Genomic DNA, 17474 nt, shown 5'->3' on the forward strand with positions numbered 1-17474 from the left:
GTTATTCCCTTATTAATTTCTCTACTTCATTTACAATTGCCGAAGTCGCATTTGGCAAGGCCAATTCTTTAATATTCCGGCTTAATTCCTTTTGCTTTTCTTCTGAATTCAGCAAGCCAAAAAATTCTGTTTCAAACCTATCTTCCAGTTCAGTTTCAGTTAGCATTAACGCGGCATTTTTCTCTGCAACTGAACGCGCATTTTTCGCCTGATGATCCTCGGCCACATTGGGCGAAGGAATAAATAGCACTGGTTTTCCAACAATGCATAATTCTGAAACGCTTATTGCACCGGCCCGCGAAATGATCACATCGGCTGCAGCATAGGCCATATCCATTCTGTTCAGAAATTCGTGGGTTTGCACGAATTTCCCGTTGTACTTTTTATATTCACTGAAATACAATTTTCCTGTCTGCCAGATCAACTGAATCTCCTTTTTCTCAAATTCTTCAGCAAATTTCTCAATCAACTGGTTAATTCTTCTGGCGCCGAGACTTCCGCCAAGAACTAAAACGGTTCTTTTGGAAGCATCAATTTTAAAATACTCCTGGGCCTCAGCTCTTTTAGAATTTACCTCCAGAAGATCCTGCCTCACCGGATTGCCTGTAATCACGGTCTTTTCCGCAGGAAAAAATCGCTTTACTTCTTCATAAGCTGCACATATTCTATCCACTGCTTTTGAAAGCAACCGATTGGTAATTCCCGGATACGAATTCTGTTCCTGGATGAGGGTCGGGATATTTTGAGAACTCGCTACTTTCAATAAAGGCCCGCTGGCAAAGCCGCCGGTGCCAATCACCACATCAGGTTTGAAATCTTTTATTATTTTACGGGACTTACTCAGACTACTTAATAATTTAAACGGAAAGGATAAATTTTTCAGACTCAGTTTTCGCTGAATTCCGCTTATCCATAAACCTTCGATCTCATACCCGGCCTGTGGTACTTTTTCCATCTCCATTCTATCCTTTGCACCCACAAATAGGAAATTAGCTTCAGGGTGACGCATTTTTATCTCGTTAGCGATTGCAATCGCCGGATAAATATGGCCTCCTGTGCCTCCTCCAGATAATATGACGCGTAGGTCTTTTCTCATTTTATATCGCTTCGCTTAAAATATCAAGCGGATTTTCTTCTTCGTTTAATCGCTCTTCAGCTTCTTTAATTTCTTCCCTTTTGGCGCTCACGCTAAGTATAATTCCCAGGGCCATACAAGTCATCCAAATCGAGGTCCCTCCGCTACTGATCAGCGGCAGGGTTTGCCCGGTTACCGGGAACAGTTCAACAGCCACCGCCATATTGATGAGTGCCTGGAAAATTATCGGCAAACCAACTCCCATAACCACCAGTTTCCCAAACATAGTATTGGCTTTGGTCGCCACAATTATTATTCGGAACAGCAGCATCAGGTATGCACCCATCACGCCAAAGGCTCCTAATAACCCCATCTCTTCAACTATTATCGCGTAAATAAAATCGGAAGAAGATTGTGGCAAAAAGTTTCTTTGTACGCTTTTCCCTATTCCTGTTCCTGTTACTCCTCCACGTGCAATAGCGATCTTTGCCTTTTCTATTTGGTAATCGGCTTCGGTATCTTCATCATTCGAAAAGTTTTCAATCCTGCTTGCCCAGGTATCCACCCTATTTGGCAATAGTCCGGGAAAAGCTTTCGCTGTAAGAATGAACATGGTGAGTAAAATAAAGCCCGCTGCAACAATGATCCCGAGATATTTAGTTGGATATCCTCCTAAGAACATCAACATCAACACCATACAAAATATGATAGCGGTGGTGGAAAAGTTGGCCGGCAAAATTAGCATTAATACTGCACCCACGGGCAGCCAAAGTGGTAAAATAGACTCTTTAAAACTTAAAGTTTTATGAGTCATTTTTGATAAGTATCTGGCCACATAAACCATTAAAACCACCGATGCCAGCGTAGAGGATTGAAATGAAACACCTAAAACAGGAATTTGTATCCAGCGGCTTGCGTTAGCACCATCAATGATGGTTCCCTGAAAGGCTGTGTATAATAAAAGCACGATAACCACAGGCAAAAATAAAATAGAAAGCCCGCGGAAATAATGATAGGGTATTTTATGAATGGCAAAAAGCAAGGAAAAGCCAAGCACCAGATGAAAGAAGTGAACAACCACATACTTAAATGTGCTTCCATCTCCATAAAGGTACGCAAGGTTACTACTGGCGCTGTAAACCGGCAAAAATGAAAATAATGCCAACAAGCCGGCAGTTGCCCAGATAACCTTGTCTCCTTTAAGATTTGAAAAAAAGTTGCTCATTTAATTGGTGCTCTTTTCAGCTTTTAATTTTATAGATTTCGTACTGCGTCCTTAAATTGTCTACCACGATCTTCGTAATTTTCAAAAAGATCAAAACTGGCGCAGGCCGGAGATAATAAAACCGAATCTCCCTTTTCTGAAAGCCTGTATGCCATTTGAACGGCTTCAGCCATAGATTGGGTTTCCACAATAGTTTCAACACAGTTCCCGAAGGTATTTACCAGTTTGGCGTTATCCATCCCAAGACAGATTATCGCTTTCACTTTTTCATTTACCAGAGGCAACAAATCGTCGTAGACATTTCCTTTGTCTACTCCGCCAACGATCCAAACCGTTTCAGATTCCATACTTTCTAAGGCATAAAATGTAGCGTTCACATTGGTTGCCTTGGAATCGTTTATATACTGAACATTATTGATCTTCAAAACCTTTTCCAGGCGGTGTTCCACACCCTGAAAATTCTCCATACTCTCACGTATGGTTTCCTTTCTAATTCGTAATAACTGAGCTACTGTTGCAGCAGCCATGGCATTTTTGGTATTGTGCTTACCTTGCAGACCTAATGTTGTTGTTGGCATATTAAATTGATCGTTATTAATGTTTATTACAATATTTTCGTTTTCTAATTGAGCTCCATTTTCAATTTTCATCTCCAGGGAAAATGGAAGTTTTTGCGCTTTAATCTTGTTGTTATCCAACCATTCCTTGATGATCTCATCATCGGCATCGAAAATGAAAAAATCACCTTCAGTTTGATTTTCGGTTATTCTGAATTTTGATGCTACATAATTCTCCAGTTTATAATCATATCTATCCAGGTGATCGGGGGTTATATTGGTCAACACAGCTATCTCTGGCTTAAAATTTTCAATTCCATCCAGCTGAAAACTGCTTAACTCCAGTACAAACCAGTCGGGCGTGGTTTCAGCAACCTGTTTTGCAAAGCTGTCTCCTACATTTCCGGCCATTCCTACTGAAATTTTACCGGCTTTCAGAATATGGTGAATGAATTTCGTGGTGGTTGTTTTTCCGTTGCTTCCCGTTACTCCAATTATCTTTGCTGAAGTAAAAGCGCCGGCAAATTCAATTTCAGAAATCACCGGAATCCCAAGTTCCTTAAGTTTTACCACCAAAGGAGCTGTATCTGGAATTCCCGGACTTTTCATCACCACATCTGCATCCAGAATCTTAGCTTCTGTATGCTGTAATTCTTCCCATTCAACCTCAATATTTTCAAGAACTTCTTTATACTTATCCTTAATCTTTCCTTTATCTGAAACAAAGACCTTAAAGCCTTTCTTCTTTCCTAAAATGGCCGAGCCTGCACCACTTTCTCCACCTCCCAGGATCACCAGTTTTTGTGAACCTGATTCGCTAATATTTCTCCAGTCCTTCTTCATTACCTCACTTTAAGGGTGATGATGGTCACAATCGCCAGAAAAATTCCCACGATCCAGAACCTCACTACAATCTTACTCTCGTGATATCCCCTTTTCTGATAATGATGATGCAAAGGAGACATCAGAAAAATTCTTCTTCCTTGACCGTATTTTCGTTTGGTGAACTTAAACCAGGCAACCTGTAATACCACCGAAAGATTTTCCATCAGAAAGATTCCGCACAGAATCGGTATCAGTAATTCCTTTCGGGTGGCAATAGCCAATACGGCGATAATTCCGCCTATAGTCAGACTTCCCGTGTCTCCCATGAAAACCTGTGCCGGATATGTGTTATACCAAAGAAAACCAACCAAAGATCCTGCGAAGGCAGTGATATAAATTGTCATCTCTCCAGACCGGGGGATGTACATAATGTTTAAATAATCTGAAAAAATGATGTTACCGGAAACCCAGGCAAAAATCCCCAGCGTTAAGACAATTATGGCTGAGGAGCCTGCAGCAAGACCATCAATCCCGTCGGTTAAATTGGCACCATTGGAAACGGCAGTCACAATAAAAATCACGATTGGGATGAAGATTAGCCATGCGTAATTTTTAAGCACTGGATTAATCCAGGTAATAAGGCTGGAGTAATCGAATTCATTATTTTTTACAAAAGGAATGGTGGTGGTGGTAGTTTTCTCTTCAGGGCCCATCACGATCTCATCGGTATCAACCAACATTTCCTGCTGTTCAGTTGCAGGCCTGTTGGTTTCCTCTTTAACTGTTATCGCCGGATGAAAGTACATCGTGGCTCCAACAATAAGCCCGAGCCCAACCTGGCCAATTACTTTAAATTTTCCAGACAGACCTTCTTTATCTTTTTTAAAGGTTTTAATATAATCGTCTATAAAGCCAATTGCTCCCATCCAAAGGGTGGTGACAATGAGCAAAAGAACATAAATGTTATCTAGCCTGGCGAAAAGCAATACCGGAATTAAGGTTGCAATAATTATGATAAGCCCACCCATAGTAGGTGTCCCAGATTTTTCACTTTGCCCTTCAAGACCAAGGTCTCTTACGCTCTCCCCAATTTGCTTTGTTCTTAAATAATTGATAATCCTTTTACCGTAAATAGTAGAAATCGCAAGCGCAAGAATAATCGCCATCGCCGACCTAAAGGAGATATACTGGAAAAGTCGCGCTCCAGGCACCCCGTATTCTGCATCTAAATATTCAAATAAGTAGTATAACATATCCTTGTCTAACTCCTGCCCGGGCAGGCTCGATTCTTACTTTTCTAATTGCTTTAAAAATTCTTCTACTATTTTGAGATCATCAAAATCAAATCTTTCCCCATTGATCTCCTGGTAGGTTTCATGCCCCTTTCCGGCAATGAGGATAATATCGTTTTTGGCAGCCATTTGGCAGGCGGTTTTTATCGCCTGTTTCCTATTGGTTACCGCATTGGTTTTTTTGAAATTCTGAGGTTCCACTCCGGCTTCAATCTCTTCTATAATCTTATCGGGATCTTCGGTTCTTGGATTGTCGCTGGTGAAAACCACATCAGTGCTCAAGGCCGAAGCTATATGCCCCATCTTAGGCCGCTTGGTTTTATCCCTGTCTCCTCCACAGCCAACCACCGTGATCAATTTCTCATTCTTTGTCCTGATGCTGTTTATGGTCTCGAGCACATTTTTAAGTGCATCAGGTGTATGTGCATAGTCTACTATTGCGGTGATCTTTTCTTTATCTGAAATTATATACTGAAACCTTCCACTCACCGAATCCAGTTCGCTGATGATTTTCAGGGTTTCAAGGGTTTCCAGGCCAAGCAATTCAGCAGTGGCATAAATTGCCAGAATATTATAGGCATTGAAACTCCCGATTAGTTTAGTCCAGAGTTCCTGGCCATTCACCTTCAGCAACAATCCAGTGAACTGATTTTCCAGGATCTGCGCTTTATAATCGGCGTAAGATTTTAAAGCGTAAGTATATTTAACCGCTTTGGTATTCTGAAGCATTACCAGGCCGTTCTTATCATCGATATTGGTAAGAGCAAAAGCCGAAACCGGTAATTCATCGAAGAATCGTTTCTTCACATCACGGTATTCCGCGAAATCCTTGTGGTAATCAAGGTGGTCATGCGACAGGTTGGTAAAAATCCCTCCTTTGAATTCAAGCGCAGTTGTTCGGTGTTGAGCGATGCCATGAGAACTCACTTCCATAAAACAAAATTCCACTCCTTCATCATTCATCTGCCTTAAATAGGAATTTATGGTTATAGAGTCGGGGGTTGTTCTTACGGCATCGAAACTCTTGTCTCCTATCATTACTTTTACCGTTGAAAGCAAACCAACTTTAAAACCGGCTTTCGTAAAAAGCTGATATAATAAAGTTGCAATCGTGGTTTTTCCATTAGTGCCGGTAACTCCTACCAGCTTTAATTTTTCTGAAGGATTATCATAGAAATTCGCCGCCATATAGGCCAATGCCTTTTGGGAGTCACTAACCTGCACATAAGTGACTCCGTTGACAATATTTTTAGGCAACTCTTCACAGATCACTGCCAATGCTCCCTGGTTTACCGCCTGCTCAATAAATTGATGACCATCGGAAAGCGTTCCACGAATGGCTATAAAAACATCGTTTAATTCTACTTTTCGCGAATCAAACTGAATGTTATTCACTGCTACCGAAGTATTCCCGGTAACAGCCTCCATCGAAACTCTGTATAATATGTCTTTTAAAATCTTCAACTTAAATGCAGATTTACCTGTTGGTTATTTTTGATCTTCTGCCCTGCAGAAACCGATTGGGATTTCACTTTACCTTTTCCACGGAATTTCACTTCCAAACCAAGATTTTCTAAAAGTGAGACCGCATCCATTGCCGGCATCCCAACAACATCGGGCATAATTATTTTTTCATTCTGAATCTTGGTGTAGTATTTTTCGAAATCATCTTCTATAATTTCATTTTCCACCTCTATAGAATCCAATTCATCTTCAATAGGCGTGTCGGTATAGATCTTTTGCGCAATACGCTTAAAAACGGGCCCGCTTACATCGGCTCCATAATAACCGACCTTGTTATCGGGTTTATGGATTACCACTATACTGGTATATTTAGGATTTTCAGCAGGAAAGTATCCTACGAAAGATGAAATATAGCGGCGATTTGAGGCCCAGTCATCCATCCAGTATTCGGTTTGAGCGGTTCCTGTTTTCCCAGCCATGGAGAAATTTGGAGAATACAGGCTTTTAGCCGTTCCACGCTCCACAACATTTTTAAGCATCTCCTGAACTTTTGCAAGTGTCTCCGGAGAACAAATCGCTGGATTGATCACTTCCTTATCATATTTTCGAATGGTTTTATCCCATTCTTTTACCTCTTTTATGAATCGCGGTTTCACCATTTCCCCATTGTTGGCTATGGCGTTATAAAAGGTAAGTGTTTGCAGCGGCGTCATCTGGATACTTCCATATCCGTAGGCCATCCAGGGTAAGGAAAGTCCTGACCATTTTTTATCGCCCGGCTGCGGAATGTACGGAACACCTTCTCCTTTAATATCAAGACCTAATGGCTCATTGAGGTTCATCGAATTGATTTTATCAATAAACTTTTGGGGGTTCTCCTTGTAGTTATCATAAATTACTTTCACGGCGCCCACGTTGGATGAAACTTCAAAAGATTTAGCAACACTTATATCTCCATAACCACCATGTTTGGAATCCCTAACCATTCTGCCTCGTATGGGAAGCCGACCATTGCCGGTTTCCAGCACATCGCCGGTATCAATTACCTTGTGGTCCAGAGCAGCAACCATGGCCATCAACTTAAAAGTTGAACCCGGCTCATGTAATTCCCCTACGGCATAATTCAACTTTTCGTAATAAGTTCCCTGCGAGGTTCTTCCCAAATTAGAAATAGCTTTAATCTCCCCTGTTTTGGTTTCCATCACTACTACGCTGCCGTGATCGGCTTCATATTTTTCCAGTTGTTTTAAAAGCGCATGATGAGCAATATCCTGAATATTGACATCTATAGTAGATATAACATCATAACCGTCTCTTGGCTCAACTTCATTATTATCGCTGATGGGCTTCCACTGTCCTTTGGCTATCTTTTGTTTCAGTCTGCGGCCATCGGTTCCTCTCAAAAAAGAGCTGTAGGCTCCCTCAAGGCCAACACGTGTGAAATAGCCTTGATCATCCTGACGTTCATAACCTACGGTTCGCTCTCCCATTTTTCCGAGCGGATGTTCACGTACGGTACGTTGTTCCACGATCATCCCGCCTTTGTAAGTTCCCAGGTTGAACATTGGAAACTGTTTCAGCTTAAGAAAATCTGAATAGCCAAGACCTCTTGTAATTAAAAAATAACGCTGTTTGTTAGCTCTGGCCGTGCGTAATTTCTGTGCGTAATAGGAAGCTGAATTTCCCAGCATAGCAGCCAGCTCTTTGGAAAGCGGCCCCACATTTTCCCGGAAATCTTTATCAGAAACAGTTACCGCATCAAACCTTATATCATATTTGGGAATGGAAGTAGCAAGCAGACTTCCATTGGAGTCATATAAATTTCCACGGTTAGAGGGGATTTTAAAATTCCGATAGGTACGATCTTCAGCCAGTTGTTTATAATGCTCACCATCTACAAACTGAATATCAAGAAGCTTGACGCTTACGCCAACCGCAAACAAAAACATACAGGCCGCCACGAAGTACAACCTGTTTAATATGCCTTTTTCGGTTATTGCCATTTTACTCAGCTATATTTACTCTTATTTTAAAGGGTGGTGTTTCTGATGGCCCAACCCCTCTGACACTCATTTTTCTGGTAATTGTAGACTCCATTTTTATTTTCATAAGGGCAGAACGCCTGTCTACAAATTCACTTCTCAATTCTCTCACTTCATTATGTAATTGGGCTATTTCATGCACTTTTCGCTCAGCACTATGGGAACTAGCTATCATAATAATGGCTAGCAACGTGCAGTAAACAATGAACCTCCAATTATTAACGGCATCGCGACTAATTAGGAAATTTGCTCTAAGAAGATTGTAAAAACCCTTTTTCATTGCTTTAAGGTTTTAAATTCTTTTAGCTACACGCAATTTCGCACTACGGGCACGACTATTACGTTCAATTTCTTCTTTGGAAGGAACAATTAGCCGTCCCACCTTTTTAAAAGGAACCGAAATATTTCCGTAGAAATCCTTTTCCGGCTCACCCTCAAACAATCCGCTTCTAATAAAGCGCTTCACCAAACGATCTTCCAAGGAGTGATATGAGATAAGGCTAATTCGCCCACCTTTTACCACAAGCTCTTCAGTTTGTTTCAAAAATTCTTTCAAGGCTTCAATTTCCTGATTCACCTCTATTCTTATCGCCTGATAGATCTGCGCCAGGACTTTATTTTCTTTACCCTTAAAGAGGTGCGGCTTCAAAAGCTCATTTAGCTGCTCACTACTTTCAATTGTTTTCTGCTCCCTGGCGTCAACAATTATTTTTGCAAGCTTCGGAGCATTTTTCAAATCGGCATATTGATAGAAGAGTTTTCTTAATTGCTCTTCAGTATATTCATTGATAACCTCAAAGGCACTTAACTTGCTATCCTGGTTCATTCGCATATCCAGTTTAGCGTCGAAACGAGTAGAAAAACCCCGTTCAGCCTCATTAAACTGATGAGATGAGACCCCAAAATCTCCCAGAATACCATCCACCTGCTTTATTCCGTAGAACCTCAAAAACCGCTTGATAAACCGAAAATTCTCGCTGATAAGCGTAAATCGCGGATCATCTATTTTATTCTGTAAAGCGTCTTTATCCTGATCGAAAGCGAAAAGCTTCCCTTCAGGCCCCAGTCTCTTAAGAATCTCCCGGGAATGCCCGCCGCCACCAAAAGTGACATCAACATAAATCCCGTCTTCTTTGATATTGAGACCGTCCACAGATTCTTTTAATAAAACCGGATTATGATATTCCATCGAAGTCGTCATTTCCCATTACATCTTCAGCCAGGTCGGCAAAATTCTCGGTAGACTCATCAATAGCCTCTTCGTATTTATCTTTATCCCAGATCTCAATAATATTAATCGCCGAATTGAGAACAATTTCCTTTTCAATTCCGGCAAAACTCACAAGATCTTTCGGTATAAGTAACCTGCCATTAGCATCAACCTCTACACTTTTAACCCCGGCAGTGAATCTTCTGATAAAATCGTTATTCTTCTTTTTGAAACGGTTAAGACCATTTATTTTCACCATTAGTTTTTCCCATTCTTCCATGGGATACAGTTCCAAACAAGGCTGAAAAACGGCTCGTTTCAATACAAATCCCTTCTGCAACATTGGAGCAAGTTGCTTCTTTAACGCTGAAGGCACCATCAAACGGCCCTTAGCGTCAACCTTGCATTCATATGTTCCGATGAGATTTACCACTAGTTAGATTTTCAAAGTCAAATATATTGAAAAAATTACCACTTTTTACCACTTTTTACCACATTGTTGATAAATTTCCCATCCTATTCCACTGAAAGACTTTTGAATACACCTATGAGGTTAGATTTCAGAGCCTTGGTTTTTTCCTAAAATTTTGTGTTAAAAATGACCTCTAATCCTGTTAAATGCTATGGGGAATTGCCTTTGCTATTTCTCAAAAATGATTATACTTGTATCGAAATCGCTATATTTGCGATTGCTAACCGCAAAGGCTATCAATGAAAAATAATTTAAGGCAAGAGGGTAAATTCACATACTTGGAAAAAGGAGAAGGAACTCCAATAGTTATTTTACACGGACTGATGGGTGGCTTGAGTAATTTTGATGGTGTTATTGATTATTTTCCTGCTAAGGGTTATAAAGTTTTAATTCCTGAATTGCCTTTATACTCCATGTCTCTTCTAAAGACCAGCGTGGGCACTTTCGCGAAATACGTTAAAGAATTTGTAGATTTCAAGGGCTTAGATAAAGTTATTTTATTGGGAAATTCCCTGGGAGGACATATTGGTCTCCTCACTACCAAACTTTATCCCGAAATAGTAAAAGCCCTCGTTATAACGGGAAGTTCCGGTTTATACGAAAACGCAATGGGAGAAAGTTATCCCCGGCGTGGTGATTATGAATTCATAAAGAAAAAAGCACAAAACGTTTTTTACGACCCTGAAGTTGCTACCAAAGAAATTGTAGATGAAGTTTATGAAACCGTAAGCGACCGCAATAAACTGGTTAAAACCCTTGCTATTGCTAAGAGTGCCATTAGACACAATATGGCTAAGGATCTACCAAAGATGCGAACTCCAACCTGCATTATTTGGGGAAAAGATGACAATGTTACCCCTCCTGAAGTTGCCGAGGATTTTCAACGCCTTTTACCTGATGCCGACCTTTACTGGATCGATAAATGCGGTCACGCCGCGATGATGGAACATCCACAGCTTTTTAATGAGCTCCTGAATGGATGGTTACAAGAACGCAATTTCTAATTAGCACCAAACCGGACTAAAAATAATTTCTGATGAAAATCAAATCGGCTGAATTTGTGGTAAGCAACTCCAGGGTTGACAAATGCCCGGATTCGAACTTGCCTGAATATGCCTTTATAGGCCGAAGTAATGTGGGGAAATCTTCGCTAATTAATATGATAACCGAACGAAAATCCCTCGCAAAGACATCAGCAAAACCGGGGAAAACACAGCTTATCAACCATTTTCTAATCAATGAGAACTGGCATTTGGTCGATCTTCCGGGATATGGTTACGCAAAGGTTTCAAAATCGGCTAAAAGGACTTTTCAAAAATTCATTACAGCTTATTTTTCCCAGCGGAAACAAATGATATGTGCCTTTGTACTTATCGATAGCCGCCACAATGCCCAAAAGATAGATCTCGAATTTATGCAATGGTTAGGTGAGAACCAGATTCCTTTCTGTATTATTTTTACTAAAGCCGATAAGCTTAAACCCAAAGCCCTGGAAACCAACATTAAAAATTACCAGGCCGAAATGCTTGAATACTGGGCAGAAATGCCGCAGTTTTTTATTAGCTCGGCAACTTCGGGACTAGGCAAAGAGGAAATCCTGGGATATATCGATTCGGTTAACCAACAATTGGAATAATCTTCAAGCTCGTGTTTTAATAAGCCCAATTAATTCCTCTACATTTTTTAATTCTGCAAGCTCTTCAGTTGAAATTAAAATACCCAACTCCCTTTCATCTTCCCATAAAACAATGGGAAAAGTAAACTTATATCCGAATTTCGAAGCATATTTCTTTCTGAATTCATCCAAATGCAGAAATTCCATTTCAATCCCTGAATTTTGCCTGAATTCCTTCCATGCTTTCTTTTCAGAAAAAGCACCATGGGTAAGTTCATATAATTTACACTGTTGGTACTTAGGCCTCACTAGTTTCAGAAGAGAATCTAAAAACGCGTTATGCCTACCCGAGAAGGAATTATAAACAAAGAGTAGCTTTTCCAAAGGAATAAAATTTATTTCTTGGTAATTTCCAGCTTTTCAGCGAAATAATCACAAAAATCTTTCATAGTATCGGTCATTTTTTGATCCTGGGTGGCGCGGTTAAAGGTATCGCTCATAGAAACCAGTGTTTGATGGAAAAACTTTTTCATTTCATCTACCGGCATATCCTTGGTCCAAAGATCAATTCGCAAGGTTTCCTGTTGTTTACTGTCCCAAACCGAAAGCATCATAGCTTTGGCTTCCTCTTTGTGAATACCGCCGTCTTCAGCACTCCAGTAAAGCTCTTCCGGAACCTGATTTTCGTCGGTTATTACTTCTATATTTATTTCAGATTTCTTGTACGCCATTATTTCCTTGGTTTATAATTTGCCTTGTTAAAAATCGTTTCGGCATCGGTTTTCAACATTTCTTCTACCGAAACTTCATTCCTGTCCATGTATTTTCTTACGATCTGCCAGCCGATATATTGTCCCAAACGGTCTGGCGATTCATTGTCCAGCGCGAGATAAAATTTACTGAAGGGTGCCGGGTATAAAAACCTGGTGTACAATTCAGAATCGGTGTCAAAGATATATTCATTATCCACAAACTGTCTCCAGATCTGTTCTTCATTGCTTTCTGCCCATTCCAATTCTTCCTGAGCGTAACCGATTTTATCGGCATCACTTCTAAAAGGAATCCATAAATCTTTCAGGTAAAGCATTTTCCCATAGTAGATCATATGCGCGAGAAAAGTTCGGGATTGCGGTCTGGGAACATATTTTTCGGCGTATGCCTGGGCAACATCGGGAAGAATTTGAGATTTCCTGAAATTCTTTTTCAAGTATTCCTGAAGTCCAATATAAAAATGATGCTCTTCCCCAAGATAAGTATCCAGGGCGATAAAAAGTTTATCCTCTGCGATTACCACCTTATTCTTATAATCTACTTCAGAAGTGATGGTAATAACATCAGGAGTCTCAAATGCGGGAAAATAATATTTTATATGTTGAAAGAACCTGTGCAGTTCATCCTCAACCGGAGAAAAATCGGGAAAAGCGCTGGCTACCTCATCATTGATTTCCTGTTGAATAGTATCGCTTAATTTCTCTTCCCAAACCTCATCGCCAAATTGCTCCGGAAAAAGATAAGGGTACTCTGCTTTAAGTCCAGGAAGGCTTTCCGTTGAAGCTTCGGCAAATTTCTCGTCAAAACGGATTACGTCAAAATCGACTTCAACCTTTTCAATCTCCTTCTCTGTTTCAGACTTATTTTCACAGGAAAATAAAGCCAAAACAGTGAAAAACAACAGCAATTTCTTAATCATATAACTTTCTTATGAAGGCTTTAACGCCGGGGGCTTTTATAAATTACGTTTAAATAGTAGTTTTGAGACAAAGGTATTATTTACAAACTAATCCACCCAAATTTATGCAGACTGATAAAGTAGCAGATCATATAGTTAACTGGTTAAAAGATTATGCCACCAAGGCCAATATGAATGGTTTCGTTTTAGGAATTAGCGGAGGGATTGATTCGGCAGTAACTTCTGCACTTTGCGCCAAAACCGGAATGCGCACCCTTTGCCTGGAAATGCCAATCCACCAGCAAAAAAATCAGGTGAATAGAGCCCAGAAGCATATACAATTTTTGAAGGATCATTTTGCGAATGTGAGCAATCTGGAAGTAAACCTTACTCCGGTTTTTGATAATTTTAAAGAAACAGTTCCAAATGCTGAAAATTCCGATAACCTGGCTTTAAGTCTTGCCAACACCCGTGCCCGTTTAAGAATGACCACCCTCTATTATTTTGCCGGTCTTCATGGTTACCTGGTAGCAGGAACCGGAAATAAAGTAGAAGATTTTGGTGTAGGATTTTTCACCAAGTATGGCGATGGCGGAGTTGACCTTAGCCCTATAGCAGATTTGATGAAGAGCGAAGTATATCAGATCGCCGAATATCTTAATCTTTCTTCAGAAATAATAAATGCTGCCCCAACAGACGGGCTGTTTAATGACAGCCCAACCGATGAGGAGCAAATTGGCGCGTCTTATGACGAATTGGAATGGGCAATGCTGGAGGCTGAAAAAGGAAAAACTGCCGGTGATTTTTCCGGAAGATATAAAGAGGTTTTTCAAATCTACCAAAATAGACACAGAGCTAATTTGCACAAAATCAATCCCATACCTGTCTGTAAGATTCCCGTTCATCTTAAAAACTAATCAGTTTATCGAATAAGTATTCAAAGTTTATATAATTAACACGAAAACAGGTATTTTTAAGTAAGATAAAGTACGCTTAGCCCTACAGCATACTATTTTACCAACACCAACTTATTTTTATGAATACAATACTAATTGCAGATCATCATCCTGTGGTAAGCGAGGGCATCGGCAGCATCATACGAATGAATCCTGCCTTAGAAATAATTGGTAAAGTTACCAATGGAAACGAACTTTTTAAATTTCTCTCCCGGCAGGTTCCTACAGTTTTAATCATGGAACTAGACCTTCCTGAGATACAAGGGATCAATGCAATTAGAAAATTAAAAAAGGAATACTCTGAAATGAGGATTCTCGTTTTTAGTTATCACGCAGAAGAAATGTATGCTTTAAGTGCAATTAAAGCCGGGGCATCGGGCTACATCTCTAAAACCACCGATTCCAAAACCCTGGAAGCGGCAATCTACCAGGTGGCTAGAGGAGGGATTTACCTCAGCAAAAAGGTAAGCGAGAAATTAAATAACGGGATGTCTAAAGGAAAAAGCCTTATCACCAAATTCAAAAAGCTTTCTACTCGCGAAATAGAGGTATTAAATCTTATCTCTGCCGGGAAACGCAATAAAGATATAGCCGAAACTCTTAATATCAATGAAAAAACGGTAAGCACCTACAAAACACGTTTACTGAAAAAATTAAATGTAGATAATGTCGCAGACCTCATCACCAGATCCAGACTGCTCGAAATAAATCCTTCTACATAACACGATTCAACTTGTCTGAGAGAACCTTCTTTAAACTCAAATAATCCATTATATCCTGAAGTATCGCACTGCTATCAATTTCCGGATCGGGAGCTTTTACCTGGGAAGAGAGTTCGTCTATCTTCTGATTTATCAAAAACCGCCTGAGTGAAAGGATGGTTTCAGACACCAAACGCGAAAGAGTTTCTTTTTTGGTCTTCACAAAAATATTCTGTCGGTCCCAATCGTGCAACTCATATTGTTCCTCCTCCATCAAAATATGTGTTATCGCGGAGGCTTTTTCTCCATCTATTTCATTGATGAAATTTTCCATCGCAAGAGAATCATTACTATTTAGGCGTTCAATAAGTTCACTGTAGATCTGCTGAAAATCAGGGTTAGCGAATGCAATTTCATCTTCCTGAAGATCAAGAAAAATCTTTTCAAATACTCTGGCCTTTTGTATCTCAGGTTCCAGAACCAGTTCTCCGTTTTCTTTTTCCTTTAAAAGAAGATCCTCAAATTCCTCCTCTTCCTTTCCGTATAATAAAAGCAGACTTATAATTTTTTTCTCCAACTCAAATTGCTCGTCTACCTTTGCGGCGGGTTGTTGTTCTTCTTTTACGACATCAAAAGATTTTCTCGCAGGTTTTCTCTGGGACTGACCATCAGATTTCTTGGTTAACTGCGCCAGGCTGGAATACAGTACTTCTTCAGAAATATCCATAATTCGGGAACATTCCTGCAAGTAGACTTCCTGCTGAATATTATCAGGAATCTTTGAGATACTCTGAACAATCTCTCTGATTAACCCGGCTTTCTTCACCGGATCATTTTTGGCTTCTTCCATTAAAAGAGAAGCTTTGAAGCGAATAAAGTCCTTGGAATTCTCTGCAAGGAAATCCCTTAATTCTACCTCAGAGTTTTTCCTGGCAAAACTGTCGGGGTCCTCCCCTTCCGGGAAGGTGCAAATCTTAACGTTCATCCCCTGCTCAAGGATAAGATCTATTCCGCGAAGGGAAGCTCTTAGACCTGCTGCATCCCCGTCAAAAAGCACCGTTATATTCTTAGTAAGCCTATTGATTAATCGAATCTGTTCCGAAGTAAGCGCCGTTCCTGAAGAAGAGACCACATTTTCTATTCCTGTTTGATGAAACTGGACCACATCGGTATATCCTTCAACCATAAAACAATTATCTTCTTTTGCGATAGCTTGTTTAGCGTAATTAATGCCGTAAAGCACTTTACTTTTATGGTAAATGGCGCTTTCAGGGGAATTGAGGTACTTCGCAGCCTTTTTATCGCTCGTAAGAATTCTTCCTCCAAAACCTAGCACACGTCCAGACATAGAATGAATAGGGAACATCACCCTTCCTTTGAACCGGTCGAATTGTCTTTCTCCCTTTACAATACTAAGTCCGGTTTTTTCGAGAAACTCTAGTTTATAGCCTTCGGCCAAGGCTTCTTTTGTAAAAGCATCCCACTCATCCAGACAATAACCCAGTTCAAACTTTTTAATGGTTTCTAAAGTAAAGCCACGCTCTTTGAAATAACTTAAACCTATCGCTTTTCCAGGGTCTGTTTTGTGAAGGATCTTCTGAAAATATTTATTGGCAAACTCTGAAACCAGGTACATGCTTTCCCGCTCGTTCGCCTGTTCTTTCTGCTCGTCGTTTTGCTGGGTTTCTTCAATCTCAATTCCGTATTTTTTGGCCAGGTATTTAATAGCCTCAGGATAGGTGAAGTGCTCGTGCTCCATGAGGAAAGCCACCACATTACCTCCTTTTCCACTGGAGAAATCCTTCCAGATTTGTTTCACGGGAGAAACCATGAAACTCGGCGTGCGCTCATCACTAAACGGACTTAAGCCCTTAAAATTCGATCCCGATTTTTTAAGCTGAACAAAGTCACCGATAACCTCCTCAACCCGGGCAGTTTCGAACACATTGTCTATGGTGGTTTTTGAGATCAAAAGGCGATAATTTTCACGGAAGTTATTAATTATTTCTTTGAAAAAACAAAGCCCCGGAAAATATCTTTCCGGGGCTGCAAAAGTATGAATTTATAAGCTAATCCACATCAAATCGAAGTCCGAGGGAGAAATTATGTAATTCCCGGTTTGGATCTTTAAATATCGGGTTCAGGTCGTATTTTCCGTACAAGGTAGCACCGCCCCATCCCATGTAAGCGCTTACACCGTATACCAAATCGTTGGTGTTATAGTCGTTTTTAAGCTTTTCTTTTATTTTCTCCCCATCGACTTCATACTTAAGCTTTTGCCGCTCCCCAATATTCAAACCGGCATAACCTCCTAAACCTATTTTTAACTTTCCTACGGTCGAATACCGAATACTTCGGTCGGTCTCGATCT

17 protein-coding genes and 1 pseudogene are annotated in these 17474 nt (G+C 40.3%); 4 read left to right on the forward strand and 14 right to left on the reverse strand.

The window, feature by feature from the left end:
• Position 1 precedes the first annotated feature (1 nt).
• From murG to mraZ, 9 genes are read right to left on the reverse strand one after another with little or no spacing between them, the layout of a single operon-like run.
• Entirely contained in the window at positions 2–1096 is a 1095-nt protein-coding gene (gene murG / locus ACESK1_RS02250; protein WP_372917491.1) for an undecaprenyldiphospho-muramoylpentapeptide beta-N-acetylglucosaminyltransferase, read from the reverse strand.
• 1 nt (position 1097) lies between these two features.
• Complete coding sequence (locus tag ACESK1_RS02255) at positions 1098–2300, reverse strand: FtsW/RodA/SpoVE family cell cycle protein (RefSeq protein WP_372917493.1); 1203 nt, start codon at positions 2298–2300, stop codon at positions 1098–1100.
• 29 nt (positions 2301–2329) lie between these two features.
• On the reverse strand, positions 2330–3700 hold the full coding sequence (murD, locus tag ACESK1_RS02260; protein WP_372917495.1) for a UDP-N-acetylmuramoyl-L-alanine--D-glutamate ligase: 1371 nt from the start codon (positions 3698–3700) through the stop codon (positions 2330–2332).
• Positions 3700–4935 carry a phospho-N-acetylmuramoyl-pentapeptide-transferase gene (gene mraY / locus ACESK1_RS02265; RefSeq protein WP_372917497.1) on the reverse strand — a complete coding sequence of 412 codons (1236 nt, stop codon included), beginning with the start codon at positions 4933–4935 and terminating at the stop codon, positions 3700–3702. The genes murD and mraY overlap by 1 nt, the downstream gene beginning before the upstream one ends.
• A gap of 36 nt (positions 4936–4971) precedes the next feature.
• Positions 4972–6438: a UDP-N-acetylmuramoyl-L-alanyl-D-glutamate--2,6-diaminopimelate ligase gene (locus ACESK1_RS02270; RefSeq protein ID WP_372917499.1), complete on the reverse strand. Its 1467-nt coding sequence runs from the start codon at positions 6436–6438 to the stop codon at positions 4972–4974.
• Complete coding sequence (locus ACESK1_RS02275; protein ID WP_372917501.1) at positions 6435–8441, reverse strand: penicillin-binding protein; 2007 nt, start codon at positions 8439–8441, stop codon at positions 6435–6437. The genes ACESK1_RS02270 and ACESK1_RS02275 overlap by 4 nt, the downstream gene beginning before the upstream one ends.
• Position 8442: 1 nt before the next feature.
• A complete protein-coding gene (locus tag ACESK1_RS02280) occupies positions 8443–8760 on the reverse strand; it encodes an FtsL-like putative cell division protein (RefSeq protein WP_372917503.1) in 318 nt (105 codons plus the stop codon).
• A gap of 12 nt (positions 8761–8772) precedes the next feature.
• A complete protein-coding gene (gene rsmH, locus ACESK1_RS02285; RefSeq protein ID WP_372917505.1) occupies positions 8773–9669 on the reverse strand; it encodes a 16S rRNA (cytosine(1402)-N(4))-methyltransferase RsmH in 897 nt (298 codons plus the stop codon).
• Complete coding sequence (gene mraZ, locus ACESK1_RS02290) at positions 9656–10123, reverse strand: division/cell wall cluster transcriptional repressor MraZ (RefSeq protein ID WP_372917507.1); 468 nt, start codon at positions 10121–10123, stop codon at positions 9656–9658. The genes rsmH and mraZ overlap by 14 nt, the downstream gene beginning before the upstream one ends.
• Positions 10124–10401: 278 nt before the next feature.
• Here mraZ and ACESK1_RS02295 point away from each other — a divergent pair, with 278 nt between their 5' ends.
• Positions 10402–11166 carry an alpha/beta fold hydrolase gene (locus tag ACESK1_RS02295; RefSeq protein WP_372917509.1) on the forward strand — a complete coding sequence of 255 codons (765 nt, stop codon included), beginning with the start codon at positions 10402–10404 and terminating at the stop codon, positions 11164–11166.
• Positions 11167–11198: 32 nt separating this feature from the next.
• Positions 11199–11798 (forward strand): ribosome biogenesis GTP-binding protein YihA/YsxC, encoded by a 600-nt coding sequence (gene yihA, locus ACESK1_RS02300; protein ID WP_372917511.1) that lies wholly within the window; start codon positions 11199–11201, stop codon positions 11796–11798.
• Positions 11799–11801: 3 nt separating this feature from the next.
• Here yihA and ACESK1_RS02305 read toward each other — a convergent pair whose 3' ends face one another.
• The 3 genes from ACESK1_RS02305 to gldB are packed head-to-tail and all read right to left on the reverse strand — an operon-like array spanning position 11802 to position 13467.
• The gene (locus ACESK1_RS02305; RefSeq protein WP_372917513.1) at positions 11802–12161 is read right to left on the reverse strand and encodes a GTPase; all 360 of its coding nucleotides are present in this window, start codon (positions 12159–12161) and stop codon (positions 11802–11804) included.
• 11 nt (positions 12162–12172) lie between these two features.
• Positions 12173–12508 carry a gliding motility protein GldC gene (gldC, locus tag ACESK1_RS02310; RefSeq protein WP_372917515.1) on the reverse strand — a complete coding sequence of 112 codons (336 nt, stop codon included), beginning with the start codon at positions 12506–12508 and terminating at the stop codon, positions 12173–12175.
• Positions 12508–13467: a gliding motility lipoprotein GldB gene (gldB, locus tag ACESK1_RS02315; RefSeq protein WP_372917517.1), complete on the reverse strand. Its 960-nt coding sequence runs from the start codon at positions 13465–13467 to the stop codon at positions 12508–12510. Before gldB ends, gldC begins: the two co-directional genes overlap by 1 nt.
• Positions 13468–13571: 104 nt before the next feature.
• Here gldB and nadE point away from each other — a divergent pair, with 104 nt between their 5' ends.
• A complete protein-coding gene (gene nadE / locus ACESK1_RS02320) occupies positions 13572–14363 on the forward strand; it encodes an NAD(+) synthase (protein ID WP_372917519.1) in 792 nt (263 codons plus the stop codon).
• A 119-nt stretch (positions 14364–14482) separates the two neighbouring features.
• A complete protein-coding gene (locus tag ACESK1_RS02325) occupies positions 14483–15124 on the forward strand; it encodes a response regulator (protein ID WP_372917521.1) in 642 nt (213 codons plus the stop codon).
• Here the strand turns inward: ACESK1_RS02325 and dnaG are convergent.
• On the reverse strand, positions 15117–17075 hold the full coding sequence (gene dnaG / locus ACESK1_RS02330; protein ID WP_372917523.1) for a DNA primase: 1959 nt from the start codon (positions 17073–17075) through the stop codon (positions 15117–15119). The two genes, ACESK1_RS02325 and dnaG, sit on opposite strands and share 8 nt — an antisense overlap.
• Before the next feature lie 97 nt (positions 17076–17172).
• Positions 17173–17474, reverse strand: a pseudogene (locus ACESK1_RS02335) (hypothetical protein); the annotation flags it as partial.

Source organism: Salegentibacter sp., assembly GCF_041642575.1.
Classification (GTDB): domain Bacteria; phylum Bacteroidota; class Bacteroidia; order Flavobacteriales; family Flavobacteriaceae; genus Salegentibacter.

Bases quoted from the DNA above. Each gene is read 5' to 3' on its own strand.
- gldB (WP_372917517.1), bottom strand. From the start codon at position 13,467: ATGATTAAGAAATTGCTGTTGTTTTTCACTGTTTTGGCTTTATTTTCC.
- yihA (WP_372917511.1), top strand. From the start codon at position 11,199: ATGAAAATCAAATCGGCTGAATTTGTGGTAAGCAACTCCAGGGTTGAC.
- mraY (WP_372917497.1), bottom strand. From the start codon at position 4,935: ATGTTATACTACTTATTTGAATATTTAGATGCAGAATACGGGGTGCCT.
- nadE (WP_372917519.1), top strand. From the start codon at position 13,572: ATGCAGACTGATAAAGTAGCAGATCATATAGTTAACTGGTTAAAAGAT.
- rsmH (WP_372917505.1), bottom strand. From the start codon at position 9,669: ATGGAATATCATAATCCGGTTTTATTAAAAGAATCTGTGGACGGTCTC.
- murD (WP_372917495.1), bottom strand. From the start codon at position 3,700: ATGAAGAAGGACTGGAGAAATATTAGCGAATCAGGTTCACAAAAACTG.
- murG (WP_372917491.1), bottom strand. From the start codon at position 1,096: ATGAGAAAAGACCTACGCGTCATATTATCTGGAGGAGGCACAGGAGGC.
- ACESK1_RS02275 (WP_372917501.1), bottom strand. From the start codon at position 8,441: ATGGCAATAACCGAAAAAGGCATATTAAACAGGTTGTACTTCGTGGCG.
- ACESK1_RS02325 (WP_372917521.1), top strand. From the start codon at position 14,483: ATGAATACAATACTAATTGCAGATCATCATCCTGTGGTAAGCGAGGGC.
- gldC (WP_372917515.1), bottom strand. From the start codon at position 12,508: ATGGCGTACAAGAAATCTGAAATAAATATAGAAGTAATAACCGACGAA.
- ACESK1_RS02255 (WP_372917493.1), bottom strand. From the start codon at position 2,300: ATGAGCAACTTTTTTTCAAATCTTAAAGGAGACAAGGTTATCTGGGCA.
- ACESK1_RS02280 (WP_372917503.1), bottom strand. From the start codon at position 8,760: ATGAAAAAGGGTTTTTACAATCTTCTTAGAGCAAATTTCCTAATTAGT.
- ACESK1_RS02295 (WP_372917509.1), top strand. From the start codon at position 10,402: ATGAAAAATAATTTAAGGCAAGAGGGTAAATTCACATACTTGGAAAAA.